At 58.4% G+C, this 25,150-nt stretch carries 24 protein-coding genes; 17 read left to right on the top strand and 7 right to left on the bottom strand.

What is annotated here, in order from left to right:
• The first annotated feature begins 135 nt into the window (after positions 1-135).
• From DOLE_RS00185 to DOLE_RS00210, 6 genes are all read left to right on the top strand, one after another.
• Complete coding sequence (locus DOLE_RS00185; RefSeq protein WP_012173465.1) at positions 136-1,014, top strand: LPP20 family lipoprotein; 879 nt, start codon at positions 136-138, stop codon at positions 1,012-1,014.
• A 60-nt stretch (positions 1,015-1,074) separates the two neighbouring features.
• Entirely contained in the window at positions 1,075-2,238 is a 1,164-nt protein-coding gene (locus DOLE_RS00190; RefSeq protein ID WP_012173466.1) for a tetratricopeptide repeat protein, read from the top strand.
• Positions 2,239-2,264: 26 nt separating this feature from the next.
• On the top strand, positions 2,265-3,137 hold the full coding sequence (locus DOLE_RS00195; protein ID WP_012173467.1) for a FecR family protein: 873 nt from the start codon (positions 2,265-2,267) through the stop codon (positions 3,135-3,137).
• 170 nt (positions 3,138-3,307) lie between these two features.
• Positions 3,308-4,045 carry a nitroreductase family protein gene (locus DOLE_RS00200; RefSeq protein WP_012173468.1) on the top strand — a complete coding sequence of 246 codons (738 nt, stop codon included), beginning with the start codon at positions 3,308-3,310 and terminating at the stop codon, positions 4,043-4,045.
• A gap of 1 nt (position 4,046) precedes the next feature.
• Positions 4,047-6,173 (top strand): AMP-binding protein, encoded by a 2,127-nt coding sequence (locus tag DOLE_RS00205; protein WP_012173469.1) that lies wholly within the window; start codon positions 4,047-4,049, stop codon positions 6,171-6,173.
• A gap of 43 nt (positions 6,174-6,216) precedes the next feature.
• A complete protein-coding gene (locus tag DOLE_RS00210; RefSeq protein WP_012173470.1) occupies positions 6,217-7,722 on the top strand; it encodes an acyl-CoA dehydrogenase family protein in 1,506 nt (501 codons plus the stop codon).
• A 34-nt stretch (positions 7,723-7,756) separates the two neighbouring features.
• On the opposite strand, the gene panC is transcribed toward DOLE_RS00210, so the two are convergent.
• Positions 7,757-8,605 (bottom strand): pantoate--beta-alanine ligase, encoded by an 849-nt coding sequence (gene panC / locus DOLE_RS00215; RefSeq protein WP_041280261.1) that lies wholly within the window; start codon positions 8,603-8,605, stop codon positions 7,757-7,759.
• Positions 8,606-8,870: 265 nt separating this feature from the next.
• On the opposite strand from panC, the gene DOLE_RS00220 reads away from it, so the two are divergent.
• Positions 8,871-11,261, top strand: a complete 2,391-nt coding sequence (locus tag DOLE_RS00220; RefSeq protein WP_012173472.1) for an LVIVD repeat-containing protein — start codon at positions 8,871-8,873, stop codon at positions 11,259-11,261.
• A 168-nt stretch (positions 11,262-11,429) separates the two neighbouring features.
• Positions 11,430-11,843 (top strand): single-stranded DNA-binding protein, encoded by a 414-nt coding sequence (locus DOLE_RS00225; protein ID WP_012173473.1) that lies wholly within the window; start codon positions 11,430-11,432, stop codon positions 11,841-11,843.
• Between the two features lie 165 nt (positions 11,844-12,008).
• Here the strand turns inward: DOLE_RS00225 and DOLE_RS00230 are convergent, their stop codons facing one another.
• Entirely contained in the window at positions 12,009-12,194 is a 186-nt protein-coding gene (locus DOLE_RS00230) for a twin-arginine translocase TatA/TatE family subunit (RefSeq protein ID WP_012173474.1), read from the bottom strand.
• Positions 12,195-12,351: 157 nt separating this feature from the next.
• Here DOLE_RS00230 and DOLE_RS00235 point away from each other — a divergent pair, with 157 nt between their 5' ends.
• From DOLE_RS00235 to DOLE_RS00265, 7 genes are all read left to right on the top strand, one after another.
• Positions 12,352-13,422 carry a uroporphyrinogen decarboxylase/cobalamine-independent methonine synthase family protein gene (locus tag DOLE_RS00235; RefSeq protein ID WP_012173475.1) on the top strand — a complete coding sequence of 357 codons (1,071 nt, stop codon included), beginning with the start codon at positions 12,352-12,354 and terminating at the stop codon, positions 13,420-13,422.
• Positions 13,423-13,561: 139 nt separating this feature from the next.
• On the top strand, positions 13,562-14,407 hold the full coding sequence (locus DOLE_RS00240) for an AAA family ATPase (RefSeq protein ID WP_012173476.1): 846 nt from the start codon (positions 13,562-13,564) through the stop codon (positions 14,405-14,407).
• 33 nt (positions 14,408-14,440) lie between these two features.
• Positions 14,441-15,652: a vWA domain-containing protein gene (locus tag DOLE_RS00245; protein ID WP_012173477.1), complete on the top strand. Its 1,212-nt coding sequence runs from the start codon at positions 14,441-14,443 to the stop codon at positions 15,650-15,652.
• Between the two features lie 18 nt (positions 15,653-15,670).
• Positions 15,671-16,351 (top strand): response regulator, encoded by a 681-nt coding sequence (locus DOLE_RS00250; protein ID WP_012173478.1) that lies wholly within the window; start codon positions 15,671-15,673, stop codon positions 16,349-16,351.
• Positions 16,352-16,528: 177 nt separating this feature from the next.
• Positions 16,529-16,828, top strand: coding sequence for a type II toxin-antitoxin system RelE/ParE family toxin (locus DOLE_RS00255; protein ID WP_208596984.1), 300 nt, complete (start codon positions 16,529-16,531; stop codon positions 16,826-16,828).
• 2 nt (positions 16,829-16,830) lie between these two features.
• The gene (locus DOLE_RS00260; protein WP_012173480.1) at positions 16,831-17,109 is read left to right on the top strand and encodes an addiction module antidote protein; all 279 of its coding nucleotides are present in this window, start codon (positions 16,831-16,833) and stop codon (positions 17,107-17,109) included.
• Between the two features lie 97 nt (positions 17,110-17,206).
• Positions 17,207-17,785: a DUF2238 domain-containing protein gene (locus DOLE_RS00265; protein WP_012173481.1), complete on the top strand. Its 579-nt coding sequence runs from the start codon at positions 17,207-17,209 to the stop codon at positions 17,783-17,785.
• A 359-nt stretch (positions 17,786-18,144) separates the two neighbouring features.
• On the opposite strand, the gene DOLE_RS00270 is transcribed toward DOLE_RS00265, so the two are convergent.
• Positions 18,145-19,539: a DEAD/DEAH box helicase gene (locus DOLE_RS00270; protein ID WP_012173483.1), complete on the bottom strand. Its 1,395-nt coding sequence runs from the start codon at positions 19,537-19,539 to the stop codon at positions 18,145-18,147.
• Positions 19,540-19,705: 166 nt separating this feature from the next.
• Between DOLE_RS00270 and DOLE_RS00275 the strand changes: the two genes are divergently transcribed.
• Together DOLE_RS00275 and DOLE_RS00280 are read left to right on the top strand one after the other, a co-directional pair.
• Positions 19,706-20,500 carry a M90 family metallopeptidase gene (locus DOLE_RS00275; RefSeq protein ID WP_012173484.1) on the top strand — a complete coding sequence of 265 codons (795 nt, stop codon included), beginning with the start codon at positions 19,706-19,708 and terminating at the stop codon, positions 20,498-20,500.
• 105 nt (positions 20,501-20,605) lie between these two features.
• Complete coding sequence (locus DOLE_RS00280) at positions 20,606-21,091, top strand: hypothetical protein (RefSeq protein WP_012173485.1); 486 nt, start codon at positions 20,606-20,608, stop codon at positions 21,089-21,091.
• A gap of 124 nt (positions 21,092-21,215) precedes the next feature.
• Here DOLE_RS00280 and alr read toward each other — a convergent pair whose 3' ends face one another.
• The 4 genes from alr to DOLE_RS00300 all read right to left on the bottom strand — a co-directional run bounded on the left by alr (position 21,216) and on the right by DOLE_RS00300 (position 25,148).
• Positions 21,216-22,388 (bottom strand): alanine racemase, encoded by a 1,173-nt coding sequence (alr, locus tag DOLE_RS00285; RefSeq protein WP_012173486.1) that lies wholly within the window; start codon positions 22,386-22,388, stop codon positions 21,216-21,218.
• Entirely contained in the window at positions 22,385-23,110 is a 726-nt protein-coding gene (locus DOLE_RS00290) for a pseudouridine synthase (RefSeq protein WP_012173487.1), read from the bottom strand. The genes alr and DOLE_RS00290 overlap by 4 nt, the downstream gene beginning before the upstream one ends.
• The gene (argJ, locus tag DOLE_RS00295; RefSeq protein WP_232362718.1) at positions 23,107-24,297 is read right to left on the bottom strand and encodes a bifunctional glutamate N-acetyltransferase/amino-acid acetyltransferase ArgJ; all 1,191 of its coding nucleotides are present in this window, start codon (positions 24,295-24,297) and stop codon (positions 23,107-23,109) included. Before argJ ends, DOLE_RS00290 begins: the two co-directional genes overlap by 4 nt.
• Positions 24,298-24,419: 122 nt before the next feature.
• Complete coding sequence (locus tag DOLE_RS00300; RefSeq protein WP_012173489.1) at positions 24,420-25,148, bottom strand: vitamin B12 dependent-methionine synthase activation domain-containing protein; 729 nt, start codon at positions 25,146-25,148, stop codon at positions 24,420-24,422.
• Positions 25,149-25,150: the final 2 nt, after the last annotated feature.

The raw sequence follows: 25,150 nt of genomic DNA on the forward strand, positions 1-25,150 counted from the left end.
CCCTCAAGCAAAGGCGACGGCTTTGCCGCCGTCGATGGTCAGACAACCTGAATCTTTATAACCACAGGGGCTTTTATTCTTAATAACAATCAACCAACACAAAACCCATCGTTGTTTCTAAAACAGGAGGCTGTAATGAAAAAAAGAGCGTATCTTATCGGTATGGTGGCCGCGATGTTTCTGCTGGCGCCCGTCTGGGGTTTCTGTCAGTGGGGTGATGCACTGGTCGAGTCCATGCCCAACGGATCGGTGAACTGGTCTACCGGCATTATTCAGGCCAAAGGCATCGGCGCTCCGCCGGAAAGTTTTTACGGCAAGCCCCAGGCCCGGCCCATGGCCATGCGGGCGGCCCAGCTGGACGCCTACCGCAACCTGCTGGAAATCACCCAGGGCGTGCGGGTCAACAGCACCACGCTGGTAAAAAACTATGTCACGGAAAACGATATCATCATGACCAAGGTGGATGGCCTGGTCAAGGGCGCCCAGGTGACAAACACCGAATACATGTCAGACGGCACCGTTGAGGTGACCCTGCAGATGAGTTTAAACGGCGACCTGGCCCGGGTTGTTCTGCCGCCGGAAGTGGGCAGCCAGGAGCCCATGCCGCCGGCCGCGCCGGAGATGATGCCCCCCCAGGAGGCCCCCGCCCCCGCGCCGGAAACCCCTGCTCCGGCTGTTTACACCGGCCTGGTGGTGGACGCCAAGGGCTTGGGCGCAAAACCGGCCATGGCACCCAAAATCCTGGATTCAGAGGGCCGGGAAGTCTATGGCTCGGCCTATGTCAGCCGGGAGTATGCCGTGTCCCAGGGCATGAGCGGATATGCCAAGCAGCTTGAATCGGCCACGGCCAACCAGCGGGTGACCGACAATCCCCTGGTGGTCAAGGGTGTAAAAACGGAGGGACCGGGACAGTGCGACATCGTGATCAGCAGCGCCGATGCCGAGATGCTGAAAAGCGCGGCGGAAAACCTGTCGTTTCTTGAAAAGTGCCGGGTCATGATTGTTGTGGATTAAGACCACCCGCGCTGTATGGCGCATTACCCGGACGTTTAATAAAAACTGGAGGAAAACCCCATGCGGTCAAAAACCTTTCTTTACTTTATGGCGCTTTTCGGCCTGGTATTTTTGTTTGCCTGCGGCCCCAAGGCAGTTGCGCCGGAAGCCCAGATGGACACACCGGAACACCATGTGACCAACGGCAACAAGTTTCTGAAGGCCGACAAGCTGGATGAAGCCTTTACCGCCTTTACCCGGGCGACCCAGCTGGACCCCAAATACGCGCCGGCCTATGTGGGCCTGGGGCTGGTCCACGGCAAACAGGGAATCTTTGACAAGGCATTTGACGCCATGAAACAGGCGGCCCGCTTTGCCAAAACCGACGCCCAGCACGCCGAAACCAGTGTGGGTTACATCCGCCTGTACACCATGGGCGGCCCGGCAGTGGAAGAGAACTGGCTCAACAAGGCCGGCAACCATTTTGAGCGGGCCCACAAGCTGGCGCCCCGGGACCCGGCCCCCTATTTTTACATGGGCATGGCCTATCGCAACGCCTATCGTTTTTCAGATGCCGCCGGCATGTTCAAGGCGGTGCTGGACCTGGACAAAGACTTTGTGGAAGCCGCGGACCGGGAGTATGCGGTGATGCAGCGCATCGAACGGGCCATGCCCGGCACCTCGGTGGGCAAGAAGATCGCCCTGCTGGAGGCCATCACCCGGGCCGACGTGGCCGCGCTTTTTATCGAAGAGCTGAAGGTGGACGAGCTGTTTGAAAAAAATACACCCAAAACCTTTGACACCGCCTTCAAGGCCCCGGGCGCCGCTTTTAAAACCGGCGAGTATGTCAAGGCGCCGGCTGTCACCGACATTGACAACCATGTGCTGCGCCAGGATATTGAAGCGGTGGTACGCCTTCAGATCAAGGGCCTGCAGCCGGGTCCGGATCACACGTTTGAACCGGACAAGTATATCACCCGGGCCGAGTTCGCCATGATGATCGAAGATATCCTGATCAAGATCACCGGAGACAACTCGCTGGCCACCCGGTTTATCGGCACCGAGTCCCCTTTTCCCGACCTGCGCAGCGATCTTGCCTTTTTCAACGCGGCCATGGTGTGCGTCACCCGGAATATCATGGAGACCGTTGACACCGCCACCGGCGAATTCCGTCCCCAGGGGATGGTCTCGGGCGCGGACGCCCTGCTGAGCATTCGGCAGATGAAGGTGCAGCTTAACAAATAGGACCCTTTCGGGTCAGGAAGCATGCAATGAAACGAATGAAAATTCTTTACGGTATGGTGCTGGCCGCCTTTGTGGCCGGCCTGCTTGTCCTGCCGGTCCAGGCCGGACCCGTGGGCGTGGGCATCAGCGACGGCCCGGCTGTCATCTCCGTCCTTGACGGCAGCGCGGCCCTGGTGGACGGCCAGCAGAAGACGCTGCGCTCCCTTTCCCAGGGAGAGGCGCTGAACCAGGGAGACCGGATTCGAGTCGGCGATCAATCCAGGATTGAACTCCGGCTGCCGGACGGCAGTTTCGTGCGGTTTGACAGCAACAGCGTGTTTGAACTCAAGGCCATGGCCGTGGACTCCCGGGACAACCGGCGGGACATCAACGTAAACGTTGTGTTCGGCAAAATCTGGGCCTCGGTTTCCAAGTGGGTCTCCGGCAGCAGCCGGTTTGATGTCTCCATGAAAACCACCACCGCTGGTGTGCGGGGCACGGCCTACCGCGTCAACGTGAACAGCGACGACTCGGCCGTTGTCAAGGTGTATGACGGCACCGTGGAGGTCAAGGGGGCCACCGGCGAAGAGGCTTCGGCCCCGCAGGCGGCGGGCGCGCCCGCCGCGCTTTCCGCGCCCCGGCCCGTGGCCGGCCCCACCCCGGTGGCAGGCCCCCATCCGGTTTCCATGGAACAGTGGGTTTACACCCTGAAAGCCATGCAGCAGATCGTCATTCGGCCCGACGGCACCGCCACCCCGCCCTTCCGCTTTTCCTACGAGGCGGACCGAAACGACTGGGTGGAGTGGAACCGTCAGCGGGACACGGCTGTCGGCATGCCGGTGCCTGAACCGCCCGCCGCGGATGCCGCCCCGGTTGAGTACACACCCTCTCCGGCCGTGCCTGAATCCAATCAGCCTTAGCATACAGGGGGCATGAGGCCTTTTGCTTCATGTCCCCTGCCCCTGATTCCAGGCTTTTCCGGGTTTCATGGTCAGCTTCTCCAACCATCCCCGGCGTAAAACCAGGCCGAGCATCCTCATAATAAGGAGGGAGCAGCCCTCCTTATTCTGTTTATTAAGGAACCGTCACCATGTCTGAAAAGAAAACGCCGGACAGGCCGGACCTGAGCCGGTGGACCCCGGTGGAGGAGGTAATTTTCAAACGGCGCAGCATTCGGGCCTTTAAAAAAGAGCCCCTGCCGGACTTCATGATCCGCCGCATCCTGGAGGCCGGCCGCTTTGCCCCGTCCGCCGGCAACGCCCAGCCATGGAAATTCATCGTTGTCAAAAACGCCGACATCCTCGCTGCAATGGAAAAGGACGCCGTCCGAATCACGAAACTGCTGATGTGGTTTCTCGACTACAACCGCACACCGTTGCGGCACCTGCTTTTAAAACCCTGGGTCAAACTGATCATTCGCGCCAACCATAACGAGCTGCACCCGGTGCCCATGGGCCTGATGCGTTCCATTGCCAACGGCGAATGCCCGGTATTTCACCATGCCCCCACCCTGATCCTGCTGCTGGAGGACCGGCGGGGGGTCTCCTGCCCGCCCACGGATATCGGCATCTGCGGCCAGAACATGGTGCTGGCGGCCCACAGCATGGGTGCCGGCACCTGCTGGATCGGTCTGATCAAGCTGCTGATGTATCTTCCCAAATGGAAAAAATTCTTCGGCGTGACGTACCCCTACCGGCTTAACGACTGCATTGCCGTGGGGTGGCCCAAAGTCCAGGCCGACGGCCATGTTCCCAGGGAAAAGCAGGTGGTGCGGTGGTTTGTCGACGGCATGAATATGCCGCCCAGAATTGAAGAACAGGGGGAGTGACATGACGACACAACCCGGCGTAAAACCCTGGACAAAAATTCCCGACTATTTTGATGCCGCGGAAATGACCACCGGCATTCTTGCCTTTAATGAAGAAACCTGCAGGCGGTGCGGCATCTGCTCTTTTATCTGCCCGGCCCGGTCCATCAAAAGCGACCGGGGGCCCATGAAATGGAAGGAAGGCATGCCGTGGCTGGCCACGGTGGCGCCCGATGTTACCAACTGCATTGCCTGCGGCTGCTGCCTGGCCGCCTGTCCGGAGGGGGCCATCACCATCGAACGGTGGTTTAATCCCGGATACTTTTATCAGCGACTCTCCCAGACCAGCGACCTGGTCTATCCCAAGTGCTACCTTTCGACAGACCCCGCGCCGGCGGACACGTGGCCCGCGCCGGACCCGGACATGCTTTCTCCCCGGTACGGTTCCCGGGAAAAGTGGGGCATGCGGGCCAACCGTCTCCGTATGACCGGCAACGTGATTTTGGGCGGTTCCCGGTTTTTTTTAAACGAGGCCCTTCGCGGCCGGCTGTTTTCGACGGTAAACGGCTTTTTATCCAAAACCCCGTCTGACATCTCCTGGACTGACCTGCTGGAGGAAAACGCCCGCCGGGTGCCGGACAAACCCTTTCTGGTGTATCAAAACGAGTCGTACACCTACCGCCAGGTCGATGAACAGGCCAACCGGATGGCCCGGTTTCTTCTTGCTTTGGGCGGTGGCCAGGGGTCCGGCGTGGGCATTCTGATGCGCAATTCCCCCCGGTTTCTGGATATTTTTTTCGGCGCCCAGAAGATCGGCATGTACGTGGTGCCCATCAACCCGGAGCTCAAGGGTGACGGCCTTGCCTACATCATCAACCACAGTGACATCGACCTGCTGGTGGCCGACGCCGAACTGGCAGACGCGGTCCGGTCGGTTGCGGACCGTTTTGAACAGCGCAAAAAAATCATTGTCAACGACATCGAAGCCGAGGCCCGGGGAATGGCCGTTCCCGAAACCATGGACCGGCTGAGCCGGGCCTATGCCGATTTTTCGCCCCAACACCCGGGCACCGGTTATCGGCCGGAAGACATCTGCATGATCATGTACACCTCCGGCACCACCGGTCCGCCCAAGGGGGTTGTGTATCGCTACAACAAAACCTCGGTCCGGCTGATGTGCCTGGCGGCTCACCTGATGCTCAGGCCGAGCGACACCTACTATACGCCCTATGCCCTTTGCCACGGCAACGCGCTGCTGGCCACCACCACCATGACCATGGGGGTTCGGGCCACCATGGCCCTGGCAAGAAAATTTTCCGCCAGCCGCTTCTGGGAGGATGTGCGCCGGCACCGGGCCACGGTATTCAACACCATCGGCTCGATCATTCCCATTCTCATGAAACAGCCGGAAAAGCCCGATGATGCCGACAATCATGTCCGGTTTGTCACCTCCTCCGGGTGTCCGCCGGAGATGTGGGGGCCGTTTGAAAAACGGTTCGGGGTCAAGCTTTACGAGGCCTACGGCGCCATTGACGGCGGCGGCAAAGGCATCTTCAACTTCGGCACGGCACCGGCCGGCTCCCTGGGCCGGATTCCCCGGGTGGTAAACTACCGGCTGGTGGACGACAGGGGCCGGGACGTGCCTGTCGGTGTGCCGGGTGAACTGCTCTTTGAGGCAAAAAAGACATCCGGCCGGGTGGAGTATTACAAAAACCCGGCAGCCAGCCGGAAAAAATCCGGTGACGGGTGGCTGCATACCGGGGACCTGGTAAAACAGGACATCAACGGGTTTCTTTATTTTGTGGGCCGCAACACCGAATCCATGCGAAAGGGAGGGGAAAACGTCTCCGCCTATGAAGTGGAGCAGGTGATCATGGACCATCCGGCCGTTGAGGAAGCGGCGGTCTATGCCGTGCCCTCGGACCTGGCCGAAGACGACATTCTGGCCGCTGTCCGCCTGGTGGCAACCAAAACCCTGACCCCTGAAGACCTGATCGCCTTTCTTTCCGACAGGCTGGCCCGGTTTGCCGTTCCCCGGTATATCCGGTTTATGGATGAATTTCCCAAGACCAGCTCCCACCGGATCATCAAGGGCGTGCTGGAAAAAGAGGGCATCACGGACGACACGTTTGACGCGCAACAGGCATAGCCGGCCTTTTTTGCGGCATGCCGTTCCTGCAACGGGAGGCTTCATGATATCACGCGGGGAAAAAGTTTTTCGGCTCGGCCAGAGACCTGCCTTTGACGACATGCTTATCGGCCTGAGCGCGGCGCCCAAAATTCCGGCCGGCCTGGTCCGGGAAACGCGGGAGGTGGTGGCCCTGGCCCGAAAGTTCAACGACGAAGTGGTCCGGCCCTATACCGCGGAGCTGGACCTGAAGATGCACGCCGACCCGAACTTTATTCCCTACGAATTTGTCTCTAAGGCCAATGAATGGGGATTTTACACGATGTGGATTCCCCGCATCTTTGGCGGCAGGGGATACAACATGCCCAGCATGTCGGTCTTTGTGGAGGAGATCGGCTCGGCCTGCCTGGCCATGGCCAACCTCATCGGCGTGCACTACCTGGGGGTGGCCACGCTCTGCGCCGCCTGGAACGCGGCCATGATCAACCGGCTCTGCCGGGACGTGGCCGCCGGTGAAAAAAACGGGGTTCCCTGCCTGATCTCCCTGGCCATCACCGAGCCCGGGGCGGGCACCGACGTGGAGGAGGTGGACCTGGTGGACCGGGCCAACCTCTCCTGCCTGGCCCGGCGGGTGGAGGGCGGATACATGGTCAACGGCACCAAGATATTTATTTCCAACGGCCATATCTCCACCTGGCACATGCTCATCACCTACACCGACCTGGAAAAGCCGTCTGAAAACACGGTGATGCTGGCCGTCAAAACCGGAGACAAGGGGTTTTCCTTTGGCCGCATGGAACACAAGCTGGGGCAGAAAGGGTGCCCGGCCAGCGAACTGGTTTTCAAGGACTGCTTTATTCCCGATGACCGGGTCTGCTTCGGCTGGGACCTGGCCGGCCCACGGCCGAGGCGGGACCGAAGGGCCGCCACCATGCAAGTCATTGATTTCGTGGTGTCCGCCACCCGGGCCGGTGTGGGGGCCTTTGCCACGGGTGGCGCCCGGGGGGCCTTTGAAACGGCCCTGGCCTTTGCCGCTGAAACCGAGGTCAACGGTAGCCTGCTGATCAACCACGAGTGGGCCCAGTGCATGCTGGCCGAAATGTATAAAAACGTGGTGGTGTCCCGGCTGACCTACGTGGAGGCCAACCACGCCAACGGACGGTACGGCTTTTACCGGCTGATGCAGCAGAAAATCATGTTTTACTACTTAAAATACGTGCCGGCCTTTATTGTCGAAAAAATCATATCCCCGCTTCTGGAAACACCAGGGGCGACCTGGCTGCTGCGAAAGGTGATGGCCGACGGCCAGACCGACGAGGAGCTTGAGCGCTGCTCGGGCATGGCCTCGCTTTCCAAGTTTGCCGCCTCGGACGCAGGCATACGGAACTGCCACCTGGCCCTGGAGATGATGGGCCAGGCCGGGCTGCGGCACGACCGGCGGGCTGAAAAAATCCTGCGCGACGCCAAGCTCTTGCAGATTTACGAGGGCACCAACCAGCTCAACCGGCTCAACCTGTTTAAAAACCTCATCGGCCGGGATTATCCCCAGGCAACGGTGTTCGACGAGTAGGGCCTTTGTCTCTCTTCCTGGCGGCCCGTTCCGGTCAGGGCCGGACCAGCATCATGTTATCAATCAGCCGGCAGGTGCCCACGCGCACGGCCAGGGCCATGAGGGCCGGCCGGTCGAGACTGTCCATGTCGTCCAGGGTGTCCGGATCACAGATGGCCACATAATCAATGGCGGTGTCGGAAAAACCTGCTATCAGGTTCCGGGCCGCTTCGATGATGGCGGCCGCCCCTGTTTCACCGGCGGCAACCATCTGCCGGGCCAGAACCAGGGACTTATAAAGGGAAAGGGCCGCCGGCCGCTGTTCCGGTTTAAGATAGGTGTTGCGGGAACTCATGGCAAGGCCGTCGGGTTCCCGCACAATAGGAGCGCCCATAATCTTTATGTCAAAGTTCATGTCCCGGGCCATGCGCCGGATCACGGCCAGCTGCTGAAAATCCTTTTCCCCGAAGATGGCCACATGGGGTTTGACGATATTAAACAGCTTGGCCACGACCGTGGCCACCCCCCGAAAATGGGCGGGCCGGAATATACCGCACAGGTGGTTGGGAAGGGACTCCAGCGACACATAGGTCTCATACCCCGGCTCGTAAAGACCGGTTGCTTCCGGCGCGAAAAGAACGTCCACGCCCTGGTTTTCCGCGGCCTGGGCGTCTTTCTCAAAGCTTTTTGGATAGGACGCAAAATCCTCGCCCGCGGCAAACTGGGTGGGGTTGACAAAAATGCTGAGCACCAGATGGTCCCCGTGGGCCTTGCCGGTTTCAAGCAGGGACAGATGTCCCTCATGAAGAAAGCCCATGGTGGGAACAAAGGCGATGGTTTTGCCCTGCCTGCGCATGCGGTCTGAATGGGCCTGCATGTCGGCGGCTGTTCGAAGAATGTCGATGGCGGCCTCCTCGGATAATAAATGGTTCGTGTTGCGACGCCATTATAAAGCCATGGCCTGCGGCTGTCAAAGCAAGTGGTGTACCGGGTTTTGTGTTTGACTTTTGACGGGAAAAAGAATAGAAAAACAGTGTTACGGTCCGCACAGGCAGCGGTCGGCCAGCCGCTGAACCGGACACAACACCGGCGGGCTTTTCGAAAACCCTCTGTTTGTATCATATCCTCAAGCCGTTTATGAAAAACCACACATCAATGGAGCCAATATCATGAAACAGCGTCTGTCCCGATGGATGATCACTATTTTCTGCTGCCTCTGGGCAACCGGTGTCCATGCCCTTGTGGGCGATATTCAGCTGCTCAACCGCTGGCCCATGGCCGGCCCCAATTCGATTGCCATTGCCGATATCGACGGCACCGACTATGTCTTTGTCGGGGACGGAGAGGTGGTTTCCGTGTATGACACCACTCCGGCCCTGCTTTCCCGGTTTGACGTCGCCCTTTCCGGAGCGGCGGACCTGGATAAACCCGGCGAGGTGGCAGGCACCGAAGGTATTTACGGAATTTTTTACGCGGAGAACCACCTGTATGTAGCCTGCGGCAACGAGGGGTTGCAAATCTTTGACGTGACGGACCCGCTGAATGTTGGAACACCCACGGGTGTGTATATTCCCCGGGAAACTCTGGGCCGGGCAAAGGTTTCGGATGTGACGGTACTGGACGGATACGCCTACCTGACCTATTTTCTGCTGACCTCCGAAGGGTACGACAGTGGCATTCAGGTGATTGATGTAACAAATCCCGCGAATCCTGTGCTGAAAGGTGAAAGCGAGCTGCCCGACACCTTTGCCGATCTGAAACGGGCTCAAGGCCTTCATGTAACAGACATTGACGGAACCCTTTATGCGTTTGTGGCTGACCTTTATAACGGTCTGGCGATTTTTGATGTAAACGTGCCTGCCGATCCACACGCAGAGGCCTCTTGCTATTTTACCTATGCCTATGACGTGACCGTTGCCGAAATTCCGGCCGACAGCGGCAATTATTATGCGTATGTGGCCGATGATTTTGCCGGATTGCGTATCATCTCCTTTGATCCGGACGAGTTTACCAATGAAGTGGACATCCTGTACGGTGCGGAAGGAAATGTCATTCCCACCTGCCAGTATGCCGGCGGCTCTTCCAAGGCCCTGTCCGTGACGGTTGATCCGGCAAATGAGCTGGTATTTGTCGGAGACCAGTATTATGGACTGCTGGCGATTGATGTGTCGGACGTTGCTAAGATCAACACCCTTCCGGGAGATGTGGACCTGACAGGCTATGTAACCAACTATGCCACGGATATGACCAGTGCCTACAGCGTGTGCGCGGAGACCGGTGGTCCCACGGTTGTTTATGTGGCAGACGCCATCAAGGGATTTCAGCGGGCTTCTCTGGTGGATCCCATGGACGAAACAACCTGGGAGATAACAGGCGTGGAAAACACCAATACCCCCGCAGATGCCGACGCCCTGTTTATTGACGAGAACACCAATTATATTTATGTCGTGGACGATGATGCCACCAATGCGGGACACGATGAGGGGCTTAGAATATTTTATGCTATTGTTTCAGAAGAATATTTAACCTTTTTGCTTAAAGGAAAGCTGCCCACCGATGGTGAGGCAAAGGATGTCTATGTACACGACGGGTACGTTTATGTGGCCGACGGCTCCAAGGGGCTGAAGATCATTGATCCGGGGCTGCCGGAAGATGGAGACGACGCGGATGAGGATGGCGACAACCAGTTTGTGGCCCAGCCGGAACTTACGGGAAGCTGCGTGGTGGCCGGCGGTACCGGGGATGCCATGGATGTTGTGGTGTCCGGCACTTTTGCCTATGTGGCGGCCGGGGCCGGCGGGCTGAGTATCATCAACGTGGTCAACAAAACCGCGCCTCAAGAAAAAGGGGTACTGGGCGGCGCCCATATTTCAGACGCCCGGGCCGTATGGGTCAAGGATGTGGATGGCAATGGTACCGATGACTATGCCTATGTGGCCGACGGGGGTAACGGTTTAAAAATAGTCGACATTTCCGACAAAACCAACCCCGCGCTTGTCAAAACCGTTGCGCTTGAGGGAACGGCCCAGAGCGTTTTTGAACTCAGAGGCCGGGCGTATGTGGCGGGCGGGGATGCGGGGTTTCACGTAGTTTTTGTGTCAGATCTGGAAAACGCCCGGCTGGTCAGCGGGTATAACGCCGCCCCCTTTGAGGATGTAAAAGATGTGTTTGCCGCCATTTCCAATGAAAGCCCGGCCGTGGACCTGCTCTGGGTGGCCACCGGAAAAACCGGTATGGGCTTTTTTACCTATCCGCCCGACGTGCCCCCTCAACTGGTGGTTCATTTCGATACCTTTGGTGACGCAAAGGCAGTCTCTGTGTTTGGTGACTTTGCTTTCCTTGCCGACGGTGCGGGCGGGCTTCTGGCCACAACCGTGTCCACGGCCAGCGGAGGAGCCACAGATGAAGGGTGGGACTGGCTGGCCGGGATCGTTCCCGTCGATATTCATTCAACCACCTATGGGGGATCTTCGGGATGTGCTGTGGACACAGTGCGGCCCGCCGCCACAGGGCTGTGGCAGTCTTTAAAAAAGCTTTTTCATAAAGGGTCGGCCTTTTGACAGGCCGGGCCTTTTTCTGATAGAAGTGAATCTGTTTAAGGAAAACAGGGCTGACTGAAGGCGTACTGTTGTACGCCGCACAAGGAAGCCCGCAGCTTGACGCAGAGATTGCGGAAAAAGGCCATTTATGGATGGAAACCCGTTAACATCATAACTCATGGGGCGAATATGGCAGGCGTAAACAAGGCGATTATCGTTGGAAGACTGGGAAGAGACCCGGAATTGCGCTACACACAGGACGGACGGGCCGTGGCCAGTTTCAGCGTGGCCACATCCGAAGAGTGGAAAGACAAGGATTCCGGCGACAAAAAAGAACGCACCGAGTGGCACCGGGTCGTGGCCTTCGGCCGGCTCGGTGAGATCTGCGGCGAATACCTGGCCAAGGGCCGGCTGGTCTATGTGGATGGACGGCTTCAGACCCGGTCCTGGGAAAAGGACGGGGTCACGCGCTATACCACGGAGATCGTGGCTGCCAACATGCAGATTCTCGAACCCAAGGGCAGCGGCGGCTCCGGTGGCGGCGGCTCCATGGGCGAGCCGGTTGCCGATGATGCGGGCATTCCCGACGACATCCCCTTCTAACAACAGATGCCGGGTCAGCAAGGCGGTCGGTGAAGATAAAAATCGCCGGAGCGTATCGGGCCTGATGATACGCTCCGGCGAGACGCGGTGGTGGAGGGGGAAACGGAGCGCCGGGGCGACACACATGCCGCACCCGGTGCGGTGATACGAGCCGGTGCCCGCGAATCAGGACTTCTTGTCTTCGATCTTTTCCTTGTCGCTGTCGTTCTCTTCGACCTCGGCCGTGGCTTTTTTAAAGTTTTTAATGCTCTTGCCGATGCCCGCGCCGATGTCGGGCAGCTTGCCTGCGCCGAAGATGATCAGCACGATCACAAGAATGATAATCAGTTCCGGCATGCCGATGCCAAACATGGTGGACCTCCCTTTTTCGCCTGCGCGATGAATTAAACAACCGGTGCCAGCGTGGTTTTAAATATCACGGCACCCGGATGAAAGTCAAACATTCGTTGCGCACAGGGCCTTGACAGGGCCGGAACTCGCAGCCCCATATATGTAAGGACAGCCGTTTATGAAAGCATCGTTTTATCCGGACCGGCGGGCCGCCCTGATCGGCAGCCTGCCCATGACCGACCATGCAGCAGCCACGCAACTGGTGTTCGAACACGCGCCCGATATTCCGCTGTGGGTGCAGTTGCCGGCCTACCCGGCCGAGGGCATGCTGGCCCAGTTTCTGCCCGGGTTTCCCGGTGTGAGCGAACAGAACGGCAAGCTGTTTATCAACACCCAGGACCCTGCCTTTCATGACGACGTGCTGGGCTTTTATGAGGCTTACCTGGCAGCGGAGCAGGACCCGTCCGTGCTTGATGGTTCCGTTTTCGCCTTAGACACCACGGTGGCCGCCGGGTTTTTCGAGTTTTTAAACCAGGCCGGGCCTGTTGCCGACCGGCTGTTTGCCGTCAAGGGCCAGATCACCGGACCCTTTACCTTTGCCACGGGCGTGACAGACGACCAGGGCCGTGCCCTGTTTTACGACGACCAGCTTCGGGACGTGGCGGTCAAGCTGATCGCGGCCAAGGCCCGGTGGCAGGCCCGCCGCCTGGCCGCCCTGGGCCGGCCGGTGATCATTTTTTTTGACGAGCCGGCCCTGACCGCATTCGGCTCTTCGGCGTATATCAGTATCTCCCGGGCCGATGTAACGGCCTGCTTTGAGGAGGTGTTTGCCGCGGTGCATGCCGAAGGTGCCTTGGCCGGGGTCCATGTGTGCGCCAATGCCGAGTGGGACCTGATTTTGGATTCTTCGGCCGATATCGTCAGCTTTGACAGTTATTCCTTTTTTGACAAGTTTGTGCTCTACGCGGACCACATCCGGCGGTTTATCGACCGGGAAGGACTTCTGGCCTGGGGCATTGTGCCCACCGGCGACAAAGAGGCGATTGGCAAAGAGACCGTGGCGTCCCTGGTCGCACTCTGGCATGAACAGGTCGCCCGGGTTGAAAAGCTGGGCATCGACAGGACAACCATTGAGCGGCTCTCGCTGATCACGCCGAGCTGCGGCACCGGGTCTCTTGACATGGACTCGGCCCTGCGTGTGCTGGAATTGAATGCCGGGGTGTCGAAAGCGCTGCGGGCCGGGCAATGAAAAATCGTTTATTTGCGGCATGAAGGCATATCGGCAGATTGTTTTCGATACCGATACCGATACCGATTTGGATAAAAAATGTGTACCGGCCTGAATGCGTTTCAAGCCGGTTTTAATACAATATTATACGAGGTGATACATGAGTGAAACCGGACAGTTTACCGGCGCCAGCCGGTATGTGTTGGACAGCGAACTGGCCCAGATCGTCAATGTCTCCATGGCCCTGGAAATGCCCCTGCTGTTAAAGGGCGAGCCGGGCACGGGCAAAACCATGCTGGCTTACGCCATTGCCGAAAGCCTGGGCATGCCCCTGATCGTGCTCAACGTGAAGTCCAGCATGAAGCTGGTGGAGGCCCTGTACCAGTACGACACCCTCACCCGGCTCAACGACGCCCGGTTCGGGGACTCCAACCGGAACGTGAGCGACATCGAGGACTACATTAAAATGGGCAAGATCGGCCAGGCTTTTACCGCCGATACCCGCACCGTGCTGCTCATCGATGAGATCGACAAGGCAGACACCGATTTTCAGGACGACATGCTTGATGTGCTGGACCAGATGACCTTTGACATCGTGGAGATCGACAAAACCATTCGGGCCAAAACCCGGCCGGTGATCATCATCACCTCCAACGCGAAAAAAGACCTGTCCGACCCGTTCCTGGGCCGGTGCAACTTTCATCACATCGCCTTTCCCGATCCCAAGATGATGCGAAAGATCCTTCAGGTCCACTTTTCGGACATTGATGACCTGCTGCTGGACAACACAGTGGATGTGTTTTACCGGCTGCGCCAGCTGGAGAGTATTGAAAAGAAACCGGCCACCCGGGAGCTGATCAACTGGATTCGGGCCTTGCGGGCCGACCGGGACTTTAACCCCAAGAAACTGGCCAAGGGCGAAATTCCCTTTCTGGGCGTGCTGTTTAAAAAAAGCCGCGACTATGAGCAGGCCTTTTCCGCGGTGGAGCGGCGGCGGCTCCTGTAGGCCGAACTCTTTATTTTCCCTGGGGCGAACACCATGTTTATCGACTTTTTCTATAAGCTCAAGGATATCGGCGTGCCGGTGACCCCCACCGCCTTTCTCACCCTTCATCGTGCCCTTGCCCTGAACCTGGTAAACTCCGTTGATGATTTTTACACCACCAGCCGCACCATACTGGTCAAAAGCGAGCGCTATTTTGACCTGTTTGACCAGCTGTTTGCCCACTATTTTCAGGGCGCGGACATGCCCGACCCGGACGACTGGGAGATCGACGAGATCATGCGGGCCATGCTGGACGAGTGGTTAAAAGACCCCAAAGAGCTGGCCGACATGCTGGGCATCACGCCGGAGGCCCTGGCCCAGATGACCCCGGACCAGGTGGTGGAATATTTTAAAGAGCGGCTAAAAGACCAGACCGAACGCCACGACGGCGGCAACCGCTGGATCGGCACCCGGGGCACCTCGCCGGTGGGCCACTCTGGCACCCACCCCGGCGGCATGCGGGTGGGCGGGGTCTCCCGCAACAAGTCCGCGGTCAAGGTGGCCATGGAAAGGCGCTACAAGGACTATTCCCGCTCCGGCCCCCTTACCCAGGCCCAGGTAGGCGAAGCCTTAAAGCGGCTTCGCAACATGGTGCCCTCCGGCCCCAAAGACCAGGTCAACATCGACAAAAGCATCTACCACACCGTTAAAAACGGCGGCGAGATCGAAATCATTTTTGACCGGAGCTTAAAAGACCGGCTCAAGGTGATTCTGGCCATTGACAACGGCGGCTGGTCCATGGACCCTTACGTGGAGGTGGTCCAGACCCTGTTTGACTATGCAAAGGCCCAGTTCAAGGAGGTCAAAACCTTCTTTTTTCACAATACGGTCTATGACGCCCTGTGGAAAGACCCCACCCGGTACAAGGAGCCCCAGTGGGTTTCCGAGCTGGCCCGCCGGGACCCGGACACCCGGGTTATCCTTGTGGGCGACGCCAGCATGGCGCCCTACGAGCTGATGGCCGCCGACGGCGCCATCTACCTGGACCGGCGGGGCGCCTACGGTCTCAAAAAAGCCCGCCGCTCCAGCATCGACAACCTGCGTTTTATCGCCGACACCTTTTCCCATGCCATCTGGCTCAACCCGGTGCCCGAGCGCATGTGGGACTATACTCAGACCATCAGCATGATCCGGCAGGTGTTTCCCATGTTTGAACTCTCTTTAGACGGCCTGGAGCAGGCCGTGACCCACCTGATGGCCCAATAGACACAAAGCGGTGAGCACATGGACAAAGTTCTTATCGTTGATGACAGCCAGCAGCTTCTGGACTTGCTGCGCCGAATTCAGAACAAATATAAAGATGAATTCGAAATGATCCTGGTCAACAGCGGTACAAAGGCCATGGCGGTATTAAAAGAGATGCCGATTGACCTGGTTGTTACCGACCTGGTAATGCCCCAGGTCGACGGCCTGACGCTTCTTACACATATAAACGACCGGTATCCTGATGTGTTGTGTATCGCCATGACAGGCTATGCAACCGAAAACGTTGTCCGTATGCTGCCGGATAACCTGCTGCAGCTTTTAAAAAAACCTTTTGACATCCAAAACCTGATCACCGTAATCCGAAAGGGGCTGAAAACCGAGCCGGCCGCCGGAACCATGCGCGGAATCGCGGTTGCCAGCTTTCTTCAGCTGCTCGAATTGGATCAAAAATCATGCGCCCTGGAGGTTGCCCTGGCAAGCGGTCAACAGGGGACCTTTTTTTTCAAAGAAGGGGTCCTGTATGATGCAACGTTTGGCTCTCTGACGGGAAAAGAGGCGGCCATCGCCATGATCAGCAGCGGGGAAAAGCCACAGTTTACCCTTAAACCCGCGACCAAGCCGCATATCCCCAGACGGATTACCTGCCGGCTCATGGAGCTGCTGCTTCAGGCGGCCCAGAAAAAAGACCAGGCCGGTTGACTGTCGCGGAACCCCTGCACCGGGAGCGCCGCACCCCAGTGCGGCTGAAGCCAAACGAGAATCACAATAATATTAATGTTGAAAAGCCTTAGTTCCTCTTTTCGCCCTCAGTATTTTCTTTCTTAGGCGATTCAAAAGCACCTTGACAAAATGTATCCCACAAGATACACTCGGTGCGTGAAATACAAACTCCGAAGTACAACACAATATGACAAGTGGTTTTCCAGCCTGAAGGAATCCACAGTAAAAATAAGGGTTTTAGCCAGACTCGCTCGGGTTGAAAACGGCAACTTCGGAGATTTTAAGCAAATCAGCCCTGGCCTGTTTGAGTTGCGCTTTTTCTTTGGCGCAGGTCTCAGAATTTACTATACCATCCAGGAGAGCAGGGTGGTCTTCCTGCTGGCGGGTGGTAACAAGTCCAGCCAGGAAAAAGACATTGAAAAGGTTACCGCACTTTTGAAGGAATTGGAGGATTGATCATGAAACTTAAAACAAAGTCTTTTGACATTGCCGAACATTTGAATACCCCTGAAGAAATTCGCGGGTTTCTGCAAGAGGTTGCTGCCACTGGCGACGAATCCGACTTCATTCACGCCTTGAATACCGCTGCCAGAGCAATAGGCATGACCGAAGTCGCTAAAAAGGCTGGTGTCACCCGCGCAAGCCTGTATAAATCTCTTGCTGAAGACGGCAATCCAAAATTTATCACAATCAGTAAAGTAACAAAGGCCCTTGGCTGTAAAATAGCTGTTGTGTAAAGGGTGTAAAAGTTAACATCTTCCTGAACACTTCCGGACAAAATGCTAAAGCGCCGCCGACGGCGGTAACACAATCCAATCCAGTAAAAAGGGCGCCATGAAAAAAAACCTTCCCATTATGCTTTCCCTGGTGGTGCTGGCTGCCGCCACGCTCTGGTTTGTTGTTCAGGCCAACTACGAATTTCTGCTGTATGCCGTCACCCTGCTGGTGTTAATCGGTATCGTCTTCTGGCTCAACCGGCGGTTTGGGCTGCCGGCGATTGCCAAGTGGGGGTTTTTTTTCTGGATGGTCCTTCACATGGCCGGTGGCGGCGTCTACCTCCATGGTACGCGACTGTACGACGTCGTTCTTGTTCCCCTTGTGGGAAGCCCCTACGACATTCTCAAATATGACCAGTTTGTCCACTTCTTCTGCTACCTGGTCATGACCCTGCTGGTTTTTCCGGTGTTCAAGTCCATTGTTGCGCCCGGCGCCAGCCGCATGGTCTTTGCCGTGCTGCTGGTGCTGGCCGCTTCATCCATCGGCGCGGTCAACGAAATCATTGAGTTTGCCGCTGTGGTGCTGTTTCAGGCCGACGGCGTGGGCGGCTACCACAACACCTGCATCGACCTGGTGGCAAACCTTCTGGGCGCAATGGTCAGTACGGTTTATCTTGCTGCTGTAAGGGCTTTTTGAAAAAAAGGCCCGCGTCCGGCGACACACGCAAACAAGCGTTAAGTGCCGATTGGGACCCGTTACCGATGCCGGTTGAAAAACAGGCGGGCGAAAAGATTAATCAGGGCTGCTGGTTTTCTTTGTTCTTTTTCTTCTCTTGTTTTGCCTGCTTTTTTTCTTTTGCGCTTTTCTGCGGCTTTTTCTTTTCGTCTTTTTTTACATCACTTGATTTTGCCATTCTACTGTCTCCTGTTGCTGGTTCAGCGCCACAATACTCAAGTGTGCCGCCGGACAGAAACCGGCGCCAGGGGTGTTAAACCTCTGGCGCACAAAAGTATTTTCGCGTAGAGCCGTTTTTCCGGCCGGCCCGGGATAAACGGTTACTTTCCAGGGGTGCTCTTCACCCGGCCGGTGCGGGGCGTTGTTTTTCGGGGCCGCTCTTTTTTCGGGGCCGCCGGTGGCGGCAGCTCCAGCCAGGTGGAGTCGGGCTCAATGCAGGGAAGGGGCCGCTCCATAAAGTCTTCAATATCGGGAATATAAAAAGAGTCCCGTTCGTCGGCAAAGCTGATGGAGGTGCCCACGGCCCCGGCCCGGCCGGTGCGGCCGATGCGGTGCACATAATCTTCCGGGTCATGGGGCAGGTCAAAATTGACCACGTGGTCCATGTCTTCAACATGAATGCCCCGGGCCATCACATCGGTGGCCACCAGCACACGAATCTTTCCGGACTTGAAATCCTCAAGCCGGCGGGACCGCTTCTGCTGGGGCACGTCGCCGGTGAGTATTTCGCACTTGATGCCGTATCTGGTCAACCTGTCGGCCAGGCGGCTGACCGCGTCCTTGCGGTTGCAGAACACCAGGACACGGCTCAGGTTCTGCTGAACGATAATGTTGTAGAGCAGGGCAAGCTTTCGGTCACTGGTGACGATATAGACAACCTGGTCCACGGAATCCACGGCCACATGTTCCGGCTCAATGGCCACCTGTACCGGGTCCCGGGTCCATGCCGAGGCCAGCCGGGTGATGGCCTCGGTAAGGGTGGCGCTGAACAGCAGGGTCTGGCGGTTACCCTTCTGGGGGGTGGCGTAAATAATCTTGCGCACATCCGGAATAAAACCCATGTCCAGCATGCGGTCGGCCTCGTCAATCACCAGAATCTCCACCTGCTTCAGCATCACGGCCCGGCGCCGGGAAAAATCAAGCAGCCGTCCCGGCGTGGCCACGATGATATCCACCGGTTCCCGGGTCAGCCGGTCCTGCTGCTGTTTGAAGTCCATGCCGCCGAACACCGACACGATGTTGACCGGAAGGTGCCGGGCAAGCTGTTGGGCCTCTTCGCCGATCTGGATAACCAGCTCCCGCGTGGGCGCCAGGACCAGGGCCCGGGGCGTTCCCGGTTTCCGTGCGGCTGTAATAGGATTGTTGTGCATGTGGGTGAGAATGGAAATCAGAAAGGCCGCGGTTTTGCCGGTGCCGGTCTGTGCCCGGCCAAAGGCGTCCCTTCCGGCCAGGGTGCTGGGCAGGATCTCCGCCTGAATGGGCGTACAGTAGGTAAAGCCCAGATCGTAGATGGCGTGCATCAGGGCATCGGGCAGGTCCATGTCGTGAAAGCGGGTCCGGTTTTTGTCCGGGGGCACGTCAAACTGTGAACTCTCCCACGGTTCGGCATCCTTGACAGCAGGCGTCGGCGTGTCCGGCGTCTCCGGCTTATCGGCCCGGCTGCGCCGCCTTCGGGAAGCTCTTTTTTTTGTCTGTGTGTTCGGATCGGTTTGCATTTGGTGTTTTTTGTTTCTCCTGTTTATTTAATTTTTTTGAGTGTAACATAAAATGGTTGACGGAATCGCCCCTTATTTTTGGTTTGCCGGGCCTTCCGTTCTTTTCTGCTTCAGGCCCGGTTGGCGGCCTGAATGAAACCGTCCGGGTACAACACAAGGAGGTGTCGTGTTTCACTGGTTTTCCACACGTCGCCGCAAAAAACTCACGGCCGTTGCCTTTCCCCGGGCATGGGAGGCCATTGTTCAACGCAACGTGGCCCACTTCTGCATGCTCACGCCTGACGAGCAGGCCCGGCTGCGGTCCCTGATCCAGGTCTTTGTTGCCGAAAAGCAATGGGAAGGGGCCGGGGGCCTGGTGCTGACAGATGAAATCCGGATATCCATATCGGCCCAGGCCTGCCTGCTGCTGCTGGGCCTGCCCCACAACTACTACCGGAACGTGGCCACCATCATCGTTTATCCCTCCACAGTGGTGGCGCCGCCCCGGCGGCCCGGTTTTTTTGAAGTCCCGATGGCGCCGGTGGAGCCGGGCCAGGCGATTCTGGGCCAGGCCTTTCACCAGGGGCCGGTCATCATCATCTGGGACGCGGCCCTGCAAGGGGGCCGCCAGCCGGAGCTGGGGTACAATGTCGTCTACCATGAGTTTGCCCACAAGCTGGACATGCTGGACGGTGCGGCCGACGGAACCCCGCCGCTGGCCGACCGGGCCGAGTATCGGGACTGGGTGGAGACCTGTTCCGCGGAATATCTCCGGCTTCGGCGCGACGCCGCGCAGGGAAAACCGTCGTTTCTCAATGCCTATGGCGCGACCAACGAAGCCGAATTTTTTGCCGTGGCCACCGAGCAGTTCTTTGACCGGCCCCGGGAGATGGCCGCGCAGGCCCCCGACCTTTACCGGGTGCTCAAGGCCTATTACCGCCAGGACCCGGTGTCGCGGCTGGGCAAAAACACCTGCACATAGCCGCCACAAAAGCACATAAAAAAACAAAAGGCACTTCTTTTAATGTTGACACGTATTGAATGTGCTGATACGCTGTTGTCGAACAACCCAAAAAGGAGGTGCCATATGGCTCGAAAAGTTACCATCAGTGTGCCTGAGGATCTGTATGAAAAGATGTCCAAATGGCGGGATTCGTTTAATTTTTCAAACGTTTTCCAGAAAGCCATCTCCACGCTGATCCAGAAAAAAGAGGATTTTCAGTCCCGGATTCAGCAGGAGCTGGACCAGTCGGCCGTCATTGAGCGGCTCCGCCAGGAAAAATCCCAGTCGGAAAACAACTATTATGATGTGGGCCGCAAGGATGGTCTGAAATGGGCCAAAAATGCCCATTACGATGATCTTCAGTATGCCCTGCGCTGGGTGCCGGACGAAAAGCCGACCCAGGACCGGGTTCTGGGCGACTATTTTGCCGGTGTCATTGCCGGGGACGACATCATGGACTATGCCGTGGGCAGCGACCCGGTGTGCGTCAACGAGTTTGTAAAGACCTATATCGACGGCTGGAAAGAAGGGATCAGCGATTTCTGGCACGAAATTCGGGACAAACTGTAGTTTTCGAACACTGCTTTTCTGGGTCTTCTCTGAGTTAGTACGAGTGCAGGGTTCCAGGATTCAAGGGGTCGAGGAGTCAAGGGGTTGGCCCCTTCAAAATCATCGAATCCACTAAAAAACAGGGTTACCGCCGCACAGCGGAAGATGAACCATTACAATACACCCTCGGCACCCGGCCGGTGATGGAGGTGACCACCTCGTAGCTGATGGTGTTCAAGGCGTCGGCAATCTCGTCCGCGCCGATAAAAGCCCCGTTCTGGGAGCCGAAGATCACCACCTCGTCCCCCACCGCCACATCCGGCACCCCGCCCACATCCAGCATGGTCAGGTCCATGCAGATCCGGCCCACCAAAGGCACCCGGCAGCCACGGACCAGCATAAAACCACGGGAGGAGAGCAGCCGGTTTAATCCGTCGGCATACCCCACCGACACCACGGCCAGGACGGTCGGTTTGGGTGTTGTGTAGGTGGCGCCGTAACTGACCGTGAACCCGGCCGGCACCTTTTTTACCTGGGCGACGCGGGTTTTAAAGGCCATGGCCGGTTTAAGGGCAACCTTTTGCCGGTCCACTTCAGCGGACGGGTAAAGCCCGTAAATGGCGATACCGGCCCGCACCATGTCCAGATGGGTTTCCGGCATGTCGATCAGGGCCGCGCTGTTGGCCGCGTGCCGAACCGCCACCGGCCGGCCGGCGGCTTCCAGTTCCTGTATCAGCGTGGAAAACCGCTTAAACTGGGCATTGGCGTGGGTCTTGTCCGCGCTGTCCGCGCAGGCAAAATGGGTAAACACCCCTTCTGCAGCCAGGCCGGGCAGGTCCAGAACCGCCAGGGCCTCCTTAACCGCTGCTTCCTGGGGCGCGGTCCGTCCCGGCACCACCGTGTTAATCCCCAGCCGTCCCATGCCGGTATCCACCTTGAGATGAACGGAAACCGTTGCCCCGATTGCCGTTGCGGCCCGGGACAGGGCCTGGGCCTCGGCCAGGGCGCACACGGTCTGAATCAGGTTCTGGTCCACCATTTCCCGGCACCGGTGGGCCGGCGTATGGCCCAACACCAGGATGGGCGCCGTGATGCCGTGGTTTCGCAGGTCCAGGGCTTCGTCAATCCGGGACACGCCCAGGGCCGAGGCACCGCTTTCAAGGGCCACGGAAGCCACTTCGCACATGCCGTGGCCGTAGCCGTCGGCCTTGACCGCGGCCATCAGCCGGCACGCCGGCCGGGTCAACGCCTTTAACGCGGCAACATTGTGGGCAACAGCGTCAAGGTCGATTTCAGCCCATGCGGAAAAATCGTTCACGTCTCCTCCTGGTGCAGCAGTGCTTTTTTCTCTTCTTCCGTCAAATAGCGCCACCGGCCCTCGGCCAGGTCCCCGAGGTGAATGTGGGCAATACGAATCCGGCGCAGCAGCACCACCCGGTTGCCCAGCATCTCGGCCATGCGCCGGATCTGCCGGTTGCGTCCCTCCTGCAGGATAATTAAAAACCGCCGGTCTGACAGCCGCTTTACTTTTGCGGGCCGGGTCTTTCTTCCGGTGATCACCATGCCCCTTCGCATGGCGTCCAGGTCGGCGTCGCTCACCGGCCGGTCACAGGCCACGTCATACTCCTTTTCGTGATCAAAGGAGGGGTGGCTCAACCGCTGGTGCAGGCCGCCGTCACTGGTCATCAAAAGCAGCCCGCAGGATGGCTTGTCCAGCCGGCCCACCGGAAAGACCCGCTGATCAACGGCCACCAGCTCCATCACGGTTGTCTCCTGCTTCTGCAAACAGCTGGTCACGTACCCCGGCGGCTTGTTTAAAGCGATATAGACATGGCTTTCGGCCAGGGTGACCCGGTGGCCGTCAAACATCACGTCATCGGATTCCGGGTCCACCTTTGTGCCCAGTTCCGTGACCACCTGCCCGTTGACCGCAACACGGCCTTCGGCAATGTAAACCTCGGCCCGGCGCCGGGAACAGACGCCGGCGCCGGAAAGAAATTTCTGCAGGCGTATTTGGCCTCTGGTCGGGATGGTGGTCATGTCCGGTAGTCGGCGTTGATCTTCACATACTCAATAGACAGGTCACAGGTCAGCACCGTTGCCGCGCCGGTGCCGCCGGTGTTCAGGTCAATGCCCAGGCAGATGGTCGGCTGTTTGAGCACCCCCGACGCCTTGCGTTCGGCTTCGGGGCCGCATCCCATGCCGTTTTTCACCATTTGCACATCATCAAAAAAGATATCCACCGCGTCCGGGGACAGGTCCACCCCGGCCCGGCCCGCGGCGGCCATGATCCGGCCCCAGTTGGCGTCCTGGCCGAAAAAAGCGGTTTTCACAAGGCTGGAATTGGCCACGGTGTCGGCCACGCGCCGGGCATCGGCGTCAGACTTGGCCCCCTTCACCCGCACCTCCACCAGCTTGGTGGCCCCCTCCCCGTCCGTCACCATCATTCGGGCCAGCTCGGTCAGCACGTCGTCCAGGGCCTGTTGAAATCCCTGCCGGTCGGCATCCGTTTGCAGGCCCGCGCCGGACGCGCCGCCGGCCATTAAAAACACCGTGTCGTTGGTGCTGGTGTCGCCGTCCACGGTGATGCGGTTAAAGGAGCGGTCCACAGCAACGGAAAGCATGCCGGAAAGAGCGTCGGTATCAGCCTGAAGGTCGGTGCAGACAAAGCAGAGCATGGTGGCCATGTCCGGCCGGATCATGCCGGCTCCCTTGGCCGTGGCGCAGACCGTGACGGTTGTTCCGTTTTCCAGGCGAACGTTTCGCAGGGCACTTTTGGCAAACCGGTCTGTGGTTAAAATGCTTTCGGAAAAGTCGGGCAGCCCGTCCGGACGTAACGCCTTTACCAGGCCGGGCACGGCGCCGGTGATGGTTTCCGTGGGCATGGGCGCCCCGATAACGCCGGTGGAGGCCACCAGCACCAGGGCCTCATCAATGCCCAGGGCCTCGGCCACGGCCTTTGTCATGGCAAGGGCGGCGGCCATCCCCGCATCCCCGGTGCAGCAGTTGGCATTGCCGCTGTTGGCCACAATGGCCCGGCACCGGCCCGATGCCACCCGCTCCATGTCCAGCAGCACGGGCGCAGCCTTGACCCTGTTCGCGGTAAACACCGCGGCCACGGCGGCCGGCGTGTCAGACACCAGCAGGCCCAGGTCTTTTTTCTTCAAGTTTTTGATGCCCGCGCACACACCGGCCCATTGAAAACCGGGGCACTCCATGGGTTCCATGTTTCACCTCCACAAAACCGTCAACAATCAGACAGACGGCAGACATGCCAGTCGCCGTCAATGGATAATCCCTATTATCATATCCCGCAGTTCCCCGTCTACCGGCTTGATCTTTTTTTGTGTCAGGCGACCCGCCGATACGCACAGTTCGCCTGGTTGCAGACCGGGCAGGGGCAGGACAGGGGAAGGGACCGGGCCATGATCACGGCGCCGGTGATGGACTTGGAGGGCACCATGGCGCCGGAGGCCAGTACCTTTACGCCAATGGCGGCTGGCGCCAGAAAATCACCCAGGGCCTGCTGTCCCTGGGCCAGGGGCCAGTCGCAGTAGCCCGGGCTGAAACGGCGGGAACAGACCCTGTTCCGGGTCGCGCACCAGGCGCGAATCCTTTGCTCCACGCGGTCGGCGGCCTGCTCGACCATCTCCGAGCCCAGGGCGTCCAGCACATAGGCATCAAAAAGCGCGGCCTTTTCTTTTACCCGGTCAAAGTCCCGGCCAAGGGTCAGAATAAAACCATACAGCGCTTGGGGTTCCTGTGCCTGCCGCACCACGTGAGACCACCGGGGGCTTTGAACACACACCGGACCGGCAACAACTTCTTTGCCGCTCCATCGGTCGATGGTTACCGGTTTTCCCTGGCCGGCCAGGGCAACCGCTTCGATGCCCTGAGCGATTACCGTTTTGATGCGGCCGGCTTTTTCGCCGACAGGAAGCGTGTCCGGCCCGTAACCGATGCGACGCGCCACCAGCTCCAAACAGTTTTCAGCACACAGGTCCAGGCCCAGGGCTTCCGGGTCAAAACCTGTAAAACAGAAGCCGGCGTCAAAGGTCGCATCATCAAAAAGGGTCATGG

Source organism: Desulfosudis oleivorans Hxd3, assembly GCF_000018405.1.
Taxonomy (GTDB): domain Bacteria; phylum Desulfobacterota; class Desulfobacteria; order Desulfobacterales; family Desulfosudaceae; genus Desulfosudis; species Desulfosudis oleivorans.

What these genes read in the sequence shown, in the direction of transcription:
- DOLE_RS00185 (WP_012173465.1), top strand. Translation starts at nt 136, where the DNA reads ATGAAAAAAAGAGCGTATCTTATCGGTATGGTGGCCGCGATGTTTCTG.
- DOLE_RS00190 (WP_012173466.1), top strand. Translation starts at nt 1,075, where the DNA reads ATGCGGTCAAAAACCTTTCTTTACTTTATGGCGCTTTTCGGCCTGGTA.
- DOLE_RS00195 (WP_012173467.1), top strand. Translation starts at nt 2,265, where the DNA reads ATGAAACGAATGAAAATTCTTTACGGTATGGTGCTGGCCGCCTTTGTG.
- DOLE_RS00200 (WP_012173468.1), top strand. Translation starts at nt 3,308, where the DNA reads ATGTCTGAAAAGAAAACGCCGGACAGGCCGGACCTGAGCCGGTGGACC.
- DOLE_RS00205 (WP_012173469.1), top strand. Translation starts at nt 4,047, where the DNA reads ATGACGACACAACCCGGCGTAAAACCCTGGACAAAAATTCCCGACTAT.
- DOLE_RS00210 (WP_012173470.1), top strand. Translation starts at nt 6,217, where the DNA reads ATGATATCACGCGGGGAAAAAGTTTTTCGGCTCGGCCAGAGACCTGCC.
- DOLE_RS00220 (WP_012173472.1), top strand. Translation starts at nt 8,871, where the DNA reads ATGAAACAGCGTCTGTCCCGATGGATGATCACTATTTTCTGCTGCCTC.
- DOLE_RS00225 (WP_012173473.1), top strand. Translation starts at nt 11,430, where the DNA reads ATGGCAGGCGTAAACAAGGCGATTATCGTTGGAAGACTGGGAAGAGAC.
- DOLE_RS00230 (WP_012173474.1), bottom strand. Translation starts at nt 12,194, where the DNA reads ATGTTTGGCATCGGCATGCCGGAACTGATTATCATTCTTGTGATCGTG.
- DOLE_RS00235 (WP_012173475.1), top strand. Translation starts at nt 12,352, where the DNA reads ATGAAAGCATCGTTTTATCCGGACCGGCGGGCCGCCCTGATCGGCAGC.
- DOLE_RS00240 (WP_012173476.1), top strand. Translation starts at nt 13,562, where the DNA reads ATGAGTGAAACCGGACAGTTTACCGGCGCCAGCCGGTATGTGTTGGAC.
- DOLE_RS00245 (WP_012173477.1), top strand. Translation starts at nt 14,441, where the DNA reads ATGTTTATCGACTTTTTCTATAAGCTCAAGGATATCGGCGTGCCGGTG.
- DOLE_RS00250 (WP_012173478.1), top strand. Translation starts at nt 15,671, where the DNA reads ATGGACAAAGTTCTTATCGTTGATGACAGCCAGCAGCTTCTGGACTTG.
- DOLE_RS00260 (WP_012173480.1), top strand. Translation starts at nt 16,831, where the DNA reads ATGAAACTTAAAACAAAGTCTTTTGACATTGCCGAACATTTGAATACC.
- DOLE_RS00265 (WP_012173481.1), top strand. Translation starts at nt 17,207, where the DNA reads ATGAAAAAAAACCTTCCCATTATGCTTTCCCTGGTGGTGCTGGCTGCC.
- DOLE_RS00270 (WP_012173483.1), bottom strand. Translation starts at nt 19,539, where the DNA reads ATGCAAACCGATCCGAACACACAGACAAAAAAAAGAGCTTCCCGAAGG.
- DOLE_RS00280 (WP_012173485.1), top strand. Translation starts at nt 20,606, where the DNA reads ATGGCTCGAAAAGTTACCATCAGTGTGCCTGAGGATCTGTATGAAAAG.
- DOLE_RS00290 (WP_012173487.1), bottom strand. Translation starts at nt 23,110, where the DNA reads ATGACCACCATCCCGACCAGAGGCCAAATACGCCTGCAGAAATTTCTT.
- argJ (WP_232362718.1), bottom strand. Translation starts at nt 24,297, where the DNA reads ATGGAACCCATGGAGTGCCCCGGTTTTCAATGGGCCGGTGTGTGCGCG.
- DOLE_RS00300 (WP_012173489.1), bottom strand. Translation starts at nt 25,148, where the DNA reads ATGACCCTTTTTGATGATGCGACCTTTGACGCCGGCTTCTGTTTTACA.